We start from the raw sequence: 14,915 nt of genomic DNA, 5'->3' as shown, positions 1-14,915 counted from the left end.
CCGCGCTAGCCCTCGAAGCCCCGCCGGCCCTCGGCATCGGCCGCCAGGTACATCTGCACGCAGGCGCGGCCGATCCTGGCCCGGCGTTCCACCCTCCCGCAGGTCGATTCGGCGCTTCGGGCCAGCCCGTCCGCCGCCGGGTTGTACAGCGCGGCGAACTCCCGTCCCATCGGCCCGTTGCCGAGCTGGCTCTCCAGCGCCGCCATCCCGCTGCGGTGACCGGCCCACGCCTGCCGGAAGTCGGCCGCGACCTGGTCGAGGGCGGCCATCGCCGTCTCGGTCCCCTCGGTGTGCATGTCGACGCCACCGCCGTCGATGTCTACGTCGGCCACAGCCGCTGGCTCCTCTCCGGCTCGGTGTCGATCAGGTGCAGGACGGGGTCGAAGAGCGGGTCCACGTCCGTGCCGGCGCGCACTCGCACCAGCCGCTCGGCGAGCGCGACCGCGTCCTGCTCCGCCGAGTCGGCGGCGGCCCGGATGGTGTCGGCGATGGCCGCGCCCAGGGCGGTGGCGTCCGGGTCGCGGTAGACCCGTGGGTCCAGGTCGAGATCGACCAGCTCGCCTCGGCCGCCCACCGTCGCCGCGACCAGCCCGTCGGGGGAGTAGGCGGTGGCGCGGATCCGGTCGATCCCGTCCCGTACCGCGCGTACGTCGTCGGCCAGCCGGCGGTACTCGGCGAGTCGCGCCGGTAGGCCCTCCGGTACCGCGTCCATCGTGGCCTCCGTCCCCGGTTCGGCGCCTGGACCGACAGCGTCACGCGGCACCGGCCGGAGCGGGCGGCGCTGACCGCTTCCGGCCACCGGCGGCGGGAGCGGCTGACCCGGCTGAACCATGGCTTCACCATGAGAAGACCCACCGCCGCGCTCGCCGTCCTCGTCGCCGCCGTCGCGGTACCCGTGCCGGTGGTGCGGGCCGGACCGGCGACGGCCGCGCCGCCCGCCGGTGCCTGCCGCGACCCGGAACCGGCCCGGCCGGTCATCGCCGACCAGCCATGGGCGCAACGGCTGCTGGACCTGCCCCGCACCTGGATGCACAGCACCGGCGGGGGCGTTGTGGTCGCGGTGGTCGACTCCGGAGTGGACGGGGACCACCCGCAGCTACGCGGAAAAGTGCTGCGCGGGCGGGACTTCTTCCTCGCCGGTGACCTGCCGGGCAGCTTCGACTGCGTCTCGCACGGCACCGCCGTCGGCTCCATCGTGGCCGCCGCGCCGGCCGCCGGGGTCGGCTTCCACGGCGTCGCGCCCGGCGCGCGGATCCTGCCGGTGCGGATCACCGACCGCGAGCTCAACGACAACGGCGAGCCGACGCCGATCGATCCCCGGGTGGTCGCCCGGGGCATCCGCTACGCCGCCGACCGGGGTGCCCGGGTGATCAACCTGTCGCTCTCCGGCTACGGCGACTTCCGGGCGGTGCGGGACGCGATCGGCTACGCGCAGTCCCGGGACGCGCTGGTGGTGGCCGCGGTCGGCAACCGGCAGGACCGGGCGGCCGGCCCGTCCTTTCCAGCCGCTTACGACGGGGTGCTCGGCGTCGGTGCCGTCGACGTCACCGGCGCCCGGTCCTCCGGATCGCAGAGCGGCGGCTACGTCGACCTGGTGGCGCCGGGCACCGGCGTGCTCGGCGCCACCCGGGCGGGCGGGCACGCGTACTGGGACGGCACCAGCTTCGCGGCGCCGTTCGTCGCCGCCACCGCGGCCCTGGTCCGCGCGGCCTGGCCCGGGCTCACCGCGCCGCAGGTGGCCCGACGGCTCATGGCGACCGCGGCGCCGGCCCGTGGCGGCAGGGACAGCCGTGAGTACGGCGCCGGGATGGTCGACCCGTACCGTGCGGTGACCGAGGACCTGTCCGATCGTCCGCCGCTGGCCATGCCGGACGTGCCGCCCGCGCGGCCGGATCCGGCGGCCCTCCGCGAGGCCGCCTGGTGGGAGCGGGCCGGCACCGACGCGAAGCTCCTGACCGGCGCGGTGGTGCTGGGCATCGCCCTGGCCGCAGTCCTGGCCTGGGCGCTACCCCGGGGCCGACGACGGCGCTGGCGGGCCCAGCGCGGTGCCGCGCTGCCGGCCGCCCCGCCCCGCGACGACCCACCGGAGGAGATCTTCCTCTTTCCGCCGCCACCGGCCGAGCGGACCGGCGCCTGACGATCACGGGGCCGCTGGCCGGGGGGCCGGATCACCGGAGCGCCCGCCTGGCCGGAGCGTGCGCCTGGCCGGAGCGTGCGTCTGGCCGGAGCGTGCGCCGGCACCGCGACCTCGGCGGCGAGCGCGGCGGTGCGCGGGCGCCGGCGGCTGGTCCCGTGATGTCGTGGAACCGTCGGACGTCGTGGACTTCGCGGCTGCCGCCAAGCGCGGGCCGTGCCGGCGTGATCGCCGGCACGGCCCGCGCTGCGTCGGATCCGTGCCGCACCGACCGACGAGCGGTATCGGTGCTCGGTGCTCGTGGTCCCTGGGCAGTACACCTAGCCGTTGACGGCCCGCGACGCCGTGTTCAGTGCGGCCTGGAGGGCTTCGTTCGCTCTGCCGGTGGCGACGCCGAGCATCTGGAGAAACTCGCCGTTCACCCGGCCGAAGTTGTCCGCCGCCTCGCTGAAGCTCTGCAGGTCCAGACCGGCCTGGTCCGGCCATGCCTCCATGAGCTGGTTCGTCTGCGCCCGCCAGGTCTCCTGCTCACCCTCGACGCCGGTCCTGGTCGCGACGATCGACTGCTGGAGATCCCCGAGTTGTCCGAAGTTACCGCTGACCCACATCCGCCCTCTCCCTCCTGTGATCGCTGTCTGCCGTGCCGCTGCCGTGCCTGCCGCACACCGCTCAGGCGCTGACCGCGCCGCCGAGGCTGCCGCCGTAGGGGGCGGTGCTCTGCGCGGCGTTCATCGCGGCCACTCCCTCGTCGTTGGCGGCCAGGTAGGCCACGCCCGAGGTCCGGGTCGCGTTGGCCAGCCGGGTCAGTTCGGCGGTGAACCGGTCGATGGCCTGCTGCCACTCCAGGTGCTTGGCCTCGAAGAGGGGCTGGACAGTGCCCCGCCAGTGCGATCGCGACTCCTCCACCAGCGGTGCCAATCTGGCTCGATGGGCGAGGATCTGCTCGACGACGCCGTCGGCGATGTTCGCCGCACTTTCCATCTTCGGTGTCTCACCCGAAAGCAAACCGCCGGGCATGCGCTGCTCCTTCTCGCTCGTCGTCACCCGGACCGCCGATCCGGACGGCCCGTGCCGCGCCCTCGGGCGGCCGCCACCGACGCTAGGCCCGGGGGCGGGGGCAGCGGCCCGCACCGGCACCTTCCTGCCACCGGTGCCCGGGTGCGCCGGGCGGCGGCGACGATCGACGCACACGTCGAGACGAGGGAGGTCGCGGTGGCGACGACGGTGGTGCGCCGGCCACGGCGCCGGCCCGCGCCGGAGATGCCCTCCGGTGAGCTGGTGCTGGAGGCGCCGCCGGAGATCCCGCCACTGCCCGCCCGGCAGTGGACGCAGGTGCTGACGGTCCTGCCGATGGTCGCGATGATGGCGGCGATGCTGCTGCTGCTCAGCGGCAGCGGAAGCGCCGGCACGTTGCGCTACGTCGCCTTCGCCCTCTTCGGGGTGGCGCTGCTCGCCATGGTGGGGGTGGCACTGCTCACCAGCGGTAGTCCCGGCAAGCGGGAGATGGGCCAGGTCCGCCGGCTCTATCTGCGCGGCCTCGCGCAGCACCGGGTACGCGTCGCCCGCACCGCCACCCGCCAGCGGCTCGCGCTGTGGTACCTGCACCCGGACCCGGACACGCTCTGGTCACTGGTGCCGAGCCACCGGCTGTGGGAACGCCGCCGCGACGACCCGGACTTCTGCGTGGCCCGCATCGGCCTCGGCCCGCAGAGCCTGGCCACCCCGCTGATCCCGCCGGACACCAGGCCGATGGAGCATCTGGAACCGCTCTGCGCGCTCGCGCTGCGCCGGTTCATCACCACCCACTCGGCGATCCCCGACCTGCCCCTGGCGATGGCGGTCAACGGGTTCAGCCGGATCCACGTACGCGGTGGGCACGACCGGGCGACCGGCCTGGTGCGGGCGATCCTGGCCCAACTGGCCACCCTGCACCCGCCGGACGACCTGCTGATCGCCGTCTGCACCCGGGCCGAATGCCGCCCGGAGTGGGAGTGGCTGAAGTGGCTGCCGCACGCGCTGCACCCGGAGCGCACCGACGCGCTCGGCCCGGTGCGACTGGTCGCCACCTCCATCACCGCCCTGGAGGCGATGCTGGAGGACCTGCTCGGCAACCGGCCCCGCTTCGATCCCGAGGACACCGCCGTCCGGGCACCCGGACCGCACCTGGTCGTCGTGCTCGACGGTGGCGAGACCGCCGGTTCGGACCACCTGATGACCGGTGGCGGCGTCGAGGGCGTCACCCTGATCGACCTGACCGGCCGCCCACCCCGGGCGCCGGAGCGCTCCAGCGTGGTCCTGGACGTCGCGGACGACGGCGCGCTCGCCAGCCTGACCGTCGAGGGTGAGACCACCCTGGGGCGTGCCGACACCATGCCGATGGCTGGCGCGGAGGCACTGGCCCGCCAGCTCGCACCGCTGCGCCTGACCGAGGGCAGCCGGGGTGAGCATCCGCTCAGCGCCGATCTCGGCCTGGAGGACCTGCTCGATCTCGGCGACCCGTACGCCTTCGATCCGGCCGACACCTGGGTGCAGCGGCCCAGCCGGGACCGGCTGCGGGTGCGGTTCGGCATCCGGCCCGACGGCACCCCGATCGAACTCGACCTCAAGGAGTCAGCCCAGGACGGGATGGGCCCGCACGGGCTGCTGATCGGCGCCACCGGCTCCGGCAAGAGCGAGCTGCTGCGGACCCTGGTGCTCGCGCTGGCCGTGACCCACCCGCCCAACCTGCTGAACTTCGCGCTGATCGACTTCAAGGGCGGCGCCACCTTCGCCCGGCTGGACCGGCTGCCGCACACCAGCGCGGTGATCACCAACCTCGCCGAGGAGCTGCCGCTGGTCGACCGGATGGCGGACGCGATAAGCGGCGAGCTGATCCGGCGCCAGGAACTGCTGCGGGCGGCGGGCAACTTCTCCTCGCTGCGCGACTACGAGAAGGCGCGGACGGCCGGTGCCCCGCTGGCCGAGGTGCCGACCCTGCTGGTGGTCTGCGACGAGTTCAGCGAGCTGCTGTCGGCCCGCCCGGACTTCATCGACATCTTCGTGCAGATCGGCCGGGTCGGCCGGGCACTGGGCGTGCACCTGCTGCTGGCCAGCCAGCGGCTGGAGGAGGGCCGCCTGCGTGGCCTCGACACCCATCTGTCCTACCGGATCGGCCTGCGCACCTTCTCCGAGATGGACAGCCGGGCGGTGCTCGGGGTGACGGACGCGTTCTCGCTGCCCCGGGCGCCCGGCTACGGCTTCCTCCGGTTCGGCACCGAGCCGATGGCCCGGTTCCGCTCGGCGTACGTTTCCGGCGTGCACGACCCGGCGACCGCCGGTGCCGGCGGGCCGGGGCAGCCCGACCGGATCGCGCTGGCCGAGTACACGACCGGCTATCTCGCACCGGAGATCGTCGGCGCGGACGAGCCGGACGAGCCCGCGGCGGATCCGGACGAGGCGGTCGGCGACAGCCTGCTGGACATCCTGGTGGACCGCTTCGCCGGCCGGGGGACCCCGGCGCACCAGGTGTGGCTGCCGCCGCTGGCCGAGTCGCCCACCCTGGACGATCTGATCGGCGCTCCCGGCACCGATCCGGCGCGCGGGCCGTGGGCCGGCGGTACCGGTCTCGCCGGGTCGCTGCGGGCCGTGGTCGGGGTGGTCGACCGTCCGCTGAACCAGCGCCGTGACCAGCTGGTGCTGGACCTCTCGGGCGGGGCCGGGCACTTCGTGGTGACCGGTGGCCCCCGTTCGGGCAAGAGCACCGCGCTGCGCACCGTCGTCGCCAGCCTCGCGCTCACCCACACCCCGCGCGAGGTGCAGTTCTACTGCCTGGACTTCGGTGGTGGTGCGCTCGGCGCGATCCGCGGGCTGCCGCACGTCGGCGGGGTCGCGGGCCGGCAGAACATCGGCGCCGTACGCCGCACCGTCGCCGAGGTCGCGACCGTGCTCGCCGAGCGGGAACGCCGCTTCGTCGAGTACGACGTCGACGGCATGGCCGCCTACCGGGCGCTGATCGCCAGCGGCACGGTCACCGACGACCCGTACGGCGACGTGTTCCTGGTCGTCGACGGCTGGCTGACGCTGCGCAAGGAATTCGAGGATCTCGAGGAGGTCGTCGTCGGCATCGCCGCCCGAGGGCTGGCCTACGGGGTGCACCTCCTGGTCGGCTGCACCCGCTGGCTCGACCTGCGTCCGACCGTGCGGGATCTGTTCGGCAGCCGGGTGGAGTTGCGACTGGGCGATCCCATCGACACGATGATCGACCGGACGGCGGCACTGCGGGTGCCGGAGAACGCGCCCGGCCGGGGCATCGGCGTGAGCCGGCACCAGATCCTGATGGCGCTGCCCCGCGTCGACGGTGTGCGCTCGGCCGACGACCTGGGCGCCGGGCTGGCCGGGCTGGTCGACGCCGTCGCCCGGGGCTGGCCGGGCGACCCGGCGCCGGCGGTACGGATGCTGCCCGCCCGGCTGCCCTACCTCGCTCTGCCGCCGGCGGACGACCCACTGGCCCACCGGCTCACCGTCGGCATCGCCGAGCAGGACCTCGCGCCGGTGCGGCTGGACTTCACCGCCGAGGCGCACCTGCTGCTGCTCGGTGACGCGGACTCCGGCAAGACCGGGTTCCTACGGATGCTGGCCCGCCGGATCGTGGACAGCTACCAACCCGACCAGGCCAGGATGATCCTGGTGGACCACCGTCGCGGGCTGCTCGGCGAGGTGGGCACCGAACACCTGCTCGGCTTCGGCGCCGATCCGGCGACCACGACCCACCTGGTCGAGGAGGCGGCCCGCGCGATGGTCGCCCGGTTGCCCGGACCGGCCGTCACCCCGGACCAGCTGCGCCGGCGGGCCTGGTGGCAGGGACCGGAGCTGTTCGTCCTGGTCGACGACTACGACCTGGTGGCCACCTCGCTGCGCAACCCGCTGCTGCCGCTGCTGGACTACCTGGCGCAGGGCCGGGACATCGGGTTGCACGTGGTGCTCACCCGGCGCACCGGTGGCGCCGGCCGGGCGCTGTACGACCCGTTCGTCTCCCGGATGCGGGACGTCGGCAGCATGGGTCTGCTGCTCTCCGGCGACCGGGGCGAGGGGCCGCTGCTCGGCGGGCTCAAGGCCGAGCCGTTGCCCCCGGGGCGGGGCCGGCTGGTCACCCGTGCGGAGGCGCCGAGGTTGGTGCAGCTCGCCTGGCTGCCGCCCACCGACTGAGCGTGGCCACTTGCTGTCGCCGGCCCCTCCCGGTGCGCATCGGATGGTGGGGTGGACGGGGCAGCAGGGTCGACGTCAGTCAGGAGGAGACATGCCCCGATCAACGGGTGGGTTCATCAGCGGCGACACCGAAGCGATGCTGAACTTCACGGCGCAGGGACCGGATCCGGGCGCACTCGGGTCACAGCCGGCGTTCACCAGGGTGGGCATGCCGGAGAGCGCGGTGTTCGCCGCCGTGGACATCTCGGCGAGCACCCGGCTGATGCGGTTCGTGGCCGAGGCGAACCAGGGTTTCCAGAGCTACACGACGGTCGCCAGGGCCAGCGGCGACGCCTACCTCAGCGCGAACGAGGCGGGCGAGGCGGCGATCGTCAACGTCAGCACCGGCCTGGTGCGGTGAGGGATGGGCTACCGGGACACACCCCTGCCGGAGCAGTTCCTCATGATGGAACAGGAACTCAAGAACATCGATCCTCTGCTGTCCCGGGCGAAGATGTGGCGTGACGCGCTGCGGGAGCTGCAGCAGGCGAGCACCTCGATGAGGACGGCGATCGGCCGGCTGGACCGCAACTGGGACGACGGCGTGGGTGACAGCTTCGTCGGCCAGGCGGAGGTCAGCCACGTCCGGGTGGACGACTGGGTGGCCAGCGTCGGGGAGAACCGACCGCACACCGCGATCGACGCCGTGGTCGGGCAGATCGGACCGACGCACAGCCTGGTGAAGACGAACCTCGAAAAGGCGAGGGCGCTGGAGGAGAGCTTCAACCGGCAGGTGAACAGCCTGGACCCGCCCGGCCCGGCCGCCTACGTCATCGTGGAGAGCCAGATCAGGGCGTTGCAGGAGGAGTCCGGGGCGCGGATGGACGCGCTCGCCGGGCTCTACCGGACCGCCTGGGAGTCGGTGCAGGCCGCCGGCAGCGGCCCGGACTGGTCCGGGCTGCCGCCGGCGGGGCCCGGTGCCGAGCCGGGCGGGGCGCCGGGCAGGGCCGGTGGTGGCGCGGGGCCGGCCGAGGGGGGCGCCGGCAGCCCGGGTCTGACCGGGGTGGCCGGCCTGCCCGGTGCCGGTGGCGCCGCGCTGCCGCCCGGCGCGGCCGATCCGTCGGCGGCGACATCCGCCGGCCCCACCCTGTCCGGCGGGGCGGCCGCACCGACCGCCGGTGGAGTCGGTTCCATGCCGGCGGGCGGGGCCGCTGCCGCCGGTGGCGGCGGATCCGGCCTACCGGCGAGCGGGGCCCTGGCCGGCGGCGCCGGTGAGGGTCGATCGGCGCCGGCGCTGGCCGGCCTCGGCGGTGCACCGGCCACCCGGCTGCCGGGCGGCCTGCCGCAGGTGCCGGGGGGTGCCGCGATTCCCGGCGCACCGGGCGGGCCGCCGCTCGTGCCGCCGGTCTTCCCGCCGCTGCTGCCGCCGGGCGGTGGCACCGGGGCAACCGTCCCGCCCTTCCCGCCGCTCGGTGCCGGTCTCGTCGGTGGTCTCGGCGCTGGTCTCGGCGGTGGCGCCGGCGGTGGTGGCGCCGGCGGTGGTGGCGCCGGCGGCGGCCGGGTCCCGGGGGTGGGGCTCGGTGGTGTCGGCGGCCAGGGGCCCGGTCCGCTGCCGCAGGCCGCCGTGCCGGTCGGCGGCTCCGCCCCGCCCGTGCCGGGCGCACCGCCGGTGCTGCCACAGAGCCCGGTCGGCGTTTCACCGGCGGCGGGCGCGGCGACGCCGCCGATGATGCCGCCGCCGATGATGGGCGCCCCCGGGGCGCCGGGCGGCGGCACGCCCGGTGCGGGCGCGGGTGCGGCACGGCGTCCGCCGACCGGCCGGGGCCGTGGCCAGGGTGGCGTCCCCGGCATGCCCGCGCTGCTGAGCGGCCGGGCCGGCCCGAACATCCTCCCGGCCCGATCGCGGGCCTCGGCGACCGCCCACCGCCCGGACCCGCCGGCCGGGCAGCTCATCGACGACGACCTGTGGCAGGTGGGGCGCGGCGACGCCGCCGACCCGCCCCGCGCCGGCCGGGTCGCCCGGCCCTGAACGGCGGGTGCCGCGTGGCCCCGGACACCGGCCGGTGTCCGGGGCCACTCGGCAGGTGGGCTCAGGTCGGGGTGCGCCGCAGGGCGCTCTCGTGGCTCAGGCCGCTGCCGATCGGGATCCGGGCCACCAGATTGGCGGGTATCCGGGCCGGACGGATGCCGCCGAGGCCCAGCACCTCCAGCACCTTCGGCTCGGCCACCGGATGGCCGACGCCGAGGTCGGTGACCACCAGCACGGTGCCTGCCGGTGCGTCCGGGCCCGGCATCGACTCGACCACCGCTACCTGACCGGCGGGCACCAGGACCCGGTCGGCGAGCCGGGTGCCCCGGTCGGTGCGGCCCGCCGTCTCCAGCATGGCCCCGACCGCCGGCAGCACCGGATCGACCAGCACGTGCGGTGCCGGCCGACTCCGGTCGAACACCAGGCAGACCGTGGCCGTCGGGTCGCCGGCCACGAACTCCGGGCGTACCGCCGGCGGATCACCGGCCGTCTTCGGCACCTCGCGGGCCTTGCCGGCGCCGGCCGCCTCGGACAGGCTCAGCGGGACGCCGGCCGGCCGGCCGGCCGGATAGGCGGCGGCCGTGCCGGGAGCGGCCAGCTGGATGTCGTACTGGAGTTCGTCGATCGGCCGGAGCTGCCCGGCCTCGGCCAGGTAGTACCGCGCCCCCCGGGACCCCGTGGTCACCAGCACCTGCCCGATCCGCAGGTCGGTGCGGCCGGGCACGGCCCGGGACGGCCTGCCGGTGCCCGGCACCACGATCGGTGCGATCGGCGAACCGGCCGGCAGCACGTCGAGCACCGTCGGGTCGAACTGGACCACCGGGCCGGTGCCGAGCGCGACCTCCACCGCCCTGGCGTGGGTCTCGTGGATCTCGTGCCGGTACCCGTGCAGCACCAGGTGCCGGCGGCCGGTGCCGGCCTCCTCGGCCAGCAGCGCCCGGTCGGCCAGCGCGTCGCCCGTGGTCGGGCGGTGACCGACCAGCAGCACCGACTCGGGCACCCGCGCCCCGGTCCGGTCCGTGCCGCGCGCCGAGCAGAACGTCCAGGTCGCGTCGAGCAACCGGTTCGGGCCGGGCAGCGCGTCGGGGGCGTCCGGGATGCCGATGCGGGGTCCGCGCGCCACGCCGAGCAGGGAGTTGCGCGACACGCTACGGACCCGGGTGTGCTTGCCGAGCGCCAGCAGGGCCGAGGTGTAGTTGGCCACCGGGTGCAGCCGCCCGTCGAGATAGACGAAGCGGGTGCCGGTCTCCTTCTCGACCACCACCGCGTCGCCGTCCCGCCAGCCCGTGGCGCCACCGGGCACGACGACCCCGTAGATGCCGACGACGGCGAGTGCGACCACAGCCAGGGCGAGGCCACCGACGGCGGCGACACCCGGGCGGCGGAAGGGCGGCTGCTCCGGGTCGCTCTCCCGGGTCACCAGCGCCGAGATCACCCGCTGGGTGAGGTACTGGTGGGCCTGCAACTGGTCACGGGGGGAGGCCACCTCAACCACCCAGCCCGCGGACGTAGCCGTAGAGCCCGAGAACCCAGCAGAGCAGCGGAACGACGGTCAGCACCACCAGAACCTCCAGCAGTTCGGCGTACCGGCTCAGCCGTGGTCCGGGTGACCCGGTGCTGTACCGGACGGCGAGCAGCGCCACCAGCGCGCCGGCCAGCACCAGACCCGGGCCGACCAGGGTCAGCAGGTCCGACCGGTCGGCCATCACCGGCCCGCCGACCAGGCCGACCGCGCCGGTGAGCCCGACGAGCAGCAGTGGCGCCCGCTGACGCGCGATCGGATAGAGCCGGGCGCGCAGCAGGAACCCGACCGTCAGCACGGCCGCCAGGGTCACCGTGGCGGTGCCGCCGGCGCGTACCAGGAGCACCTGGCAGGTCGCGACGACCAGGGCGAGACCGCCGACCATGCCGCAGAGCAGGCTGTCGGCGCGCAGCACCGCCGCGTACACCGCCGCCCGGGGCGGTTGCGGTGCCGCGCGTACCAGGTCGGCGGCGCCGCGCGGCAGGACCGGCATCGGCATCGCGGCCAGCCGGATGGAGAGCCCGGCGAGCGCTGGCGAGAGCACCAGGCCGAGACCCGCGACGACGGCGGCGGTGTCGGCCGCGTCGAGCGCGTCCAGGGTGGTCAGCCAGCCGGCGGCCACGGTGAGCAGCCCGACCGTCGCGGCGGCGACGAACAGCGCAGCCCGGTCGACCACGCCGAAGAGCCCGACCAGCGCGGCGAGCAGCAGCGCGGCACCGGCCGCGAGCAGGTGCGGTGCGCCGAGCCCGGTCAACGGACGGTCGGCGGCCAGGGCGAGCCCGCCACCGGCGGCCGCCAGCGGCAACGCGACAAGCGCGCTCACCGCGCCCACCCCGGTGTCGCCACCGGCCCTGGCCAGCAGCACGCCGGCGGCGAGCAGCAGGGCCGCCGCGCCGGTGGCCCAGCCCGCCGGTGCCGGCCACGGCGGCCCCGCGCGCAGGAGGGCGACCAGGCTGAGCAGCACGGCGAGCGCGGCCACGGCCAGTCCCGAGGCCCGGGTGTACCGGGGACCCCAGGAGCCGCCGAGCCGGGCCGAGCCGGTGGTGATGGCGTCGACCAGGTCGTCGTACTCCAGTTCGGGCCAGTCGGTGCGGGCCGGCGTCAGGTGCAGCACCTCCCCGTCGCGGATCCGGTGCCCCGCCAGCGAGCGTGCCGGCTCCAGCACCGCGCCGTCGGCGCGGCGCAGCACCCATCCGCCCGTCGCCGTCCCCGCGTCGGCGAGGCTCTCGCCGGCGTGCGTCAACAGGGCCGGCAGCAGCTCGGCGAGGGGCGAGCGGTCGGGCAGGGTGAGGTCGATCCGCCGGGCCGGTGCCGCGACGGTCAGCCGGACCAGTCCGGTGGCGTTCATGTCAGCTCCGTGGGATGGGGCACCGTCGGCGGCGACGTGCCGGTGGTCCGGCGGCTGGGCGGGGACGCACCCACGATCGCCCGCGACGCCTGCGGGGAAGGCGCATTGGCCGCAAGCGGACAGCCGTGGCGACGCCGGTGCGGGGCGACGCACCCGCTGGCAGCGGGCGCGTCGTGGGGAAGCGGTACGTGACGGCGCGCCGTCGCGCCCGGCACGACCGAGCAAGATCCCGAGCGGCGGCTGCCGCACCGGCGGCCAGTTTGACGGACCGGACTTACTCAGGCAAGGTAAAAATTACTCATGCAGGTAACTTCGCAGCAGGAACGGTCGGTAGCCGCTCGGGCCCGACGAGCCCAGATCGTGGAAGCCACCATCGACTGCCTCGTCGACCTCGGCTACGGGCACACCTCGTATGCCCGCATAGCCGAACGTGCCGGGCTGAGCAGCACACGGCTCATCTCGTACCACTTCGCCGACAAGGACGAGCTGATGCAGGAGGTCGTGAACCACGTCTTCGACCGCGCCCGCGAGGTCATCAACCCGTTGATGGCTGCCGCGAGCGGGCCAAAGCAGACGCTCGCCACATTCATCGCCGCGAGCGTGGCGTGGTACCGCGCCGACGCGCCGAAGCTCCTGGCGCTTCGGGAGATCTGGAACAACTTCCGCAGTCCGGACGGGACACCGAGACTGGGCCCGGCCAGTCACGAAGCGGAACTGGAGACCATCGCCGGGATCCTCCGGGCCGGACAGGAGGCCGGCGAGTTTCGGGAGTTCGACCCGCGGGTTATGGCTGTGACTCTGCGCAAGGCGCTCGACGGCGCGTCCGAGCAGCTGGCGCTGTACCGGGACACCGATGCCGAGGTCTACAGCCTCGAACTGGTCTCCCTCTTTGACCGCGCGACCCGGGCGGCGGACGGTCCGTCACCGGTGCCGGTGACCTGACCGGCGGGGCCCGCCGCCGGGCGGCGGGCCGATCGATGTCGAGAGGAGCGCCCCCGTGCGCCGATCGTCAGCAATCCTCAGCACGGTTCTTGTCGCGGTCGCCTGTGGTGGCACCCCCGGCCCGGCGACACCGGAGAACACGCTCGTCGTCGACACCGACCGCGGACCCGTGATGGGTGCCGACCACGGCGCATACCTGAGCTACCAGGGCATCCCGTACGCCGCGCCGCCCACCGGCGAACGGCGCTGGGCGCCGCCGCAGGCTCCTCCGAGCTGGACGGAAACCCGCGATGCCACGAAACCCGGCGCGCAGTGCGCCCAGGCGAGGCTCGACGGCAGTCCCGGCGTGCAGGGCTCCGAGGACTGCCTGTACCTCAACGTGACCCGGCCAGCGAAGGGCAGGAAGGCCCGCCCGGTCATGGTGTGGCTGCACGGTGGTGGCTTCACCAACGGCTCGGGCAACGACTACGACGGTAGCCGGATCGCCGTCCGCGGCGACGTGGTGGTGGTGACGGTCAACTACCGGCTCGGGGTGTTCGGTTTCCTCGGTCTCCCCGAGTTCGGCGGCAAGGGGAACTTCGGCTTCGCCGACCAGGTCGCGGCGCTGCGCTGGGTTCGCACGAACGCCGCCGCGTTCGGCGGTGACCCGCGCAACGTGACCGTATTCGGCGAGTCGGCGGGCGCGATGAGCATCTGTTCGCACCTCACCTCGCCCGACGCGGAGGGCCTGTTCGACCGCGCCGTCATCCAGTCCGGGTCGTGCATGACCGCCTACCCGAAGAACGGCATCTCCCCCGGCGTGCCGGCCTACCGCCCGTGGTGGCCGAAGGACCAGGTCGCCGCGATGGGCACGGCGACGGCGACCGAGCTCGGCTGCGCCGGGGCCGGCGGGGCCCTGGAATGCCTGCGCGGCAGGCCCGTCGAGCAGCTCGCGACGAGCGAGGTCATGGCCCGTGCGTCGTTCCCCGCGTTCGGCGTCGACCGCCTGCCCGAGGACCCGGCGCTGGCGCTGCGCGCAGGCAGGTTCCACCGGGTCCCGGTGCTGCAGGGCAGCAACCACGACGAGATGCGCTTCTACGTGGGTCCCGCCCTCGCCGGCGGCCTGGTGATCGACCAGGCCGGGTACGACGAACTGCTGGCCGACTCGTTCGGCGCCGACGCCGACGCCGTGCGCGCAGCCTATCCGGCCGCGGCGTACCCGTCGCCGGCGCTGGCCTGGGCCACCGTGCTCACCGACGCCGGTTGGTCGTGCACCACGCTGGAGGCCGACCGCGCGCTCGCGGCGGGGACCACGATTTACGGCTACGAGTTCACCGACCCTGACGCGCCGAACTTCCAGAACATCCCGACCGTCGAGGGATTCCCGTTCGGTGCCGCCCACGGCACGGAGCTGTCGTATCTGTTCCCGTTCCCGGGCGTCCGCTTCACGGCCGAACAGCAGCAGCTGTCCGAGGCGATGATCGACGCGTGGGCCCGGTTCGCCCGCTCCGGCGAACCCGGCTGGCCGGAGCTGACCATCGACGAGCCGTACGTCCGGTCCCTGGTGCCCGGCGCCGTCGGACGCGTCGACCTCGCTACCGAGCACAAGTGTGACGTCTGGGATGCCGTCAGCAGGTCCTGATCGACCAGCGACGGCGTCGACCAGCGACGGCGTCGACCAGCGACGGCGTCGACCAGCGACGGCGTCGACCAGCGACGGCGTCGACCAGCGACGGCGAAGTTGCCGCCAGCCCGATCGCCACTGGTCGGCGCCGTAGGCGATTGGTCACCCGCGAAC

General features: G+C 74.8%; 12 protein-coding genes. 6 read left to right on the top strand and 6 right to left on the bottom strand.

Going from position 1 to position 14,915, the window contains the following annotated elements; all coding sequences use genetic code 11:
• Positions 1–5: 5 nt before the first annotated feature.
• Both ACN28A_RS10305 and ACN28A_RS10300 read right to left on the bottom strand, forming a co-directional pair.
• The gene (locus ACN28A_RS10305; RefSeq protein ID WP_421394472.1) at positions 6–332 is read right to left on the bottom strand and encodes a hypothetical protein; all 327 of its coding nucleotides are present in this window, start codon (positions 330–332) and stop codon (positions 6–8) included.
• Positions 320–712, bottom strand: coding sequence for a YbaB/EbfC family nucleoid-associated protein (locus ACN28A_RS10300; RefSeq protein ID WP_421394471.1), 393 nt, complete (start codon positions 710–712; stop codon positions 320–322). The genes ACN28A_RS10305 and ACN28A_RS10300 overlap by 13 nt, the downstream gene beginning before the upstream one ends.
• Positions 713–841: 129 nt before the next feature.
• Here ACN28A_RS10300 and mycP point away from each other — a divergent pair, with 129 nt between their 5' ends.
• Complete coding sequence (mycP, locus tag ACN28A_RS10295) at positions 842–2,137, top strand: type VII secretion-associated serine protease mycosin (protein ID WP_421394469.1); 1,296 nt, start codon at positions 842–844, stop codon at positions 2,135–2,137.
• Between the two features lie 317 nt (positions 2,138–2,454).
• Here the strand turns inward: mycP and ACN28A_RS10290 are convergent, their stop codons facing one another.
• Both ACN28A_RS10290 and ACN28A_RS10285 read right to left on the bottom strand, forming a co-directional pair.
• Positions 2,455–2,742 (bottom strand): hypothetical protein, encoded by a 288-nt coding sequence (locus ACN28A_RS10290; protein WP_421394467.1) that lies wholly within the window; start codon positions 2,740–2,742, stop codon positions 2,455–2,457.
• Between the two features lie 61 nt (positions 2,743–2,803).
• Positions 2,804–3,151 (bottom strand): WXG100 family type VII secretion target, encoded by a 348-nt coding sequence (locus tag ACN28A_RS10285; protein ID WP_421394465.1) that lies wholly within the window; start codon positions 3,149–3,151, stop codon positions 2,804–2,806.
• A 195-nt stretch (positions 3,152–3,346) separates the two neighbouring features.
• On the opposite strand from ACN28A_RS10285, the gene eccCa reads away from it, so the two are divergent.
• The 3 genes from eccCa to ACN28A_RS10270 all read left to right on the top strand — a co-directional run bounded on the left by eccCa (position 3,347) and on the right by ACN28A_RS10270 (position 9,326).
• On the top strand, positions 3,347–7,318 hold the full coding sequence (gene eccCa, locus ACN28A_RS10280; protein WP_421404272.1) for a type VII secretion protein EccCa: 3,972 nt from the start codon (positions 3,347–3,349) through the stop codon (positions 7,316–7,318).
• 91 nt (positions 7,319–7,409) lie between these two features.
• Positions 7,410–7,718, top strand: coding sequence for a hypothetical protein (locus tag ACN28A_RS10275; RefSeq protein WP_421394462.1), 309 nt, complete (start codon positions 7,410–7,412; stop codon positions 7,716–7,718).
• Between the two features lie 3 nt (positions 7,719–7,721).
• Entirely contained in the window at positions 7,722–9,326 is a 1,605-nt protein-coding gene (locus tag ACN28A_RS10270) for a hypothetical protein (RefSeq protein ID WP_421394460.1), read from the top strand.
• A 61-nt stretch (positions 9,327–9,387) separates the two neighbouring features.
• Here ACN28A_RS10270 and eccB read toward each other — a convergent pair whose 3' ends face one another.
• Entirely contained in the window at positions 9,388–10,812 is a 1,425-nt protein-coding gene (gene eccB, locus ACN28A_RS10265) for a type VII secretion protein EccB (protein ID WP_421394458.1), read from the bottom strand.
• Between the two features lies 1 nt (position 10,813).
• Complete coding sequence (gene eccD, locus ACN28A_RS10260) at positions 10,814–12,196, bottom strand: type VII secretion integral membrane protein EccD (protein ID WP_421394455.1); 1,383 nt, start codon at positions 12,194–12,196, stop codon at positions 10,814–10,816.
• 360 nt (positions 12,197–12,556) lie between these two features.
• Here eccD and ACN28A_RS10255 point away from each other — a divergent pair, with 360 nt between their 5' ends.
• Both ACN28A_RS10255 and ACN28A_RS10250 read left to right on the top strand, forming a co-directional pair.
• The gene (locus tag ACN28A_RS10255; protein WP_421394453.1) at positions 12,557–13,138 is read left to right on the top strand and encodes a TetR/AcrR family transcriptional regulator; all 582 of its coding nucleotides are present in this window, start codon (positions 12,557–12,559) and stop codon (positions 13,136–13,138) included.
• A gap of 55 nt (positions 13,139–13,193) precedes the next feature.
• Positions 13,194–14,759 (top strand): carboxylesterase/lipase family protein, encoded by a 1,566-nt coding sequence (locus tag ACN28A_RS10250; RefSeq protein WP_421394451.1) that lies wholly within the window; start codon positions 13,194–13,196, stop codon positions 14,757–14,759.
• The last annotated feature ends 156 nt before the right edge of the window (positions 14,760–14,915 follow it).

It is taken from the genome of Plantactinospora sp. WMMB782 (assembly GCF_049179135.1).
In the GTDB taxonomy this organism is placed as follows: Bacteria; Actinomycetota; Actinomycetes; order Mycobacteriales; family Micromonosporaceae; genus Plantactinospora.
This window is presented reverse-complemented; position numbering and strand designations above follow the sequence as displayed.

Excerpts from the sequence above, each read along its gene's own strand:
- eccD (WP_421394455.1), bottom strand. The coding sequence starts at position 12,196 with ATGAACGCCACCGGACTGGTCCGGCTGACCGTCGCGGCACCGGCCCGG.
- ACN28A_RS10270 (WP_421394460.1), top strand. The coding sequence starts at position 7,722 with ATGGGCTACCGGGACACACCCCTGCCGGAGCAGTTCCTCATGATGGAA.
- ACN28A_RS10290 (WP_421394467.1), bottom strand. The coding sequence starts at position 2,742 with ATGTGGGTCAGCGGTAACTTCGGACAACTCGGGGATCTCCAGCAGTCG.
- ACN28A_RS10285 (WP_421394465.1), bottom strand. The coding sequence starts at position 3,151 with ATGCCCGGCGGTTTGCTTTCGGGTGAGACACCGAAGATGGAAAGTGCG.
- ACN28A_RS10275 (WP_421394462.1), top strand. The coding sequence starts at position 7,410 with ATGCCCCGATCAACGGGTGGGTTCATCAGCGGCGACACCGAAGCGATG.
- ACN28A_RS10300 (WP_421394471.1), bottom strand. The coding sequence starts at position 712 with ATGGACGCGGTACCGGAGGGCCTACCGGCGCGACTCGCCGAGTACCGC.
- mycP (WP_421394469.1), top strand. The coding sequence starts at position 842 with ATGAGAAGACCCACCGCCGCGCTCGCCGTCCTCGTCGCCGCCGTCGCG.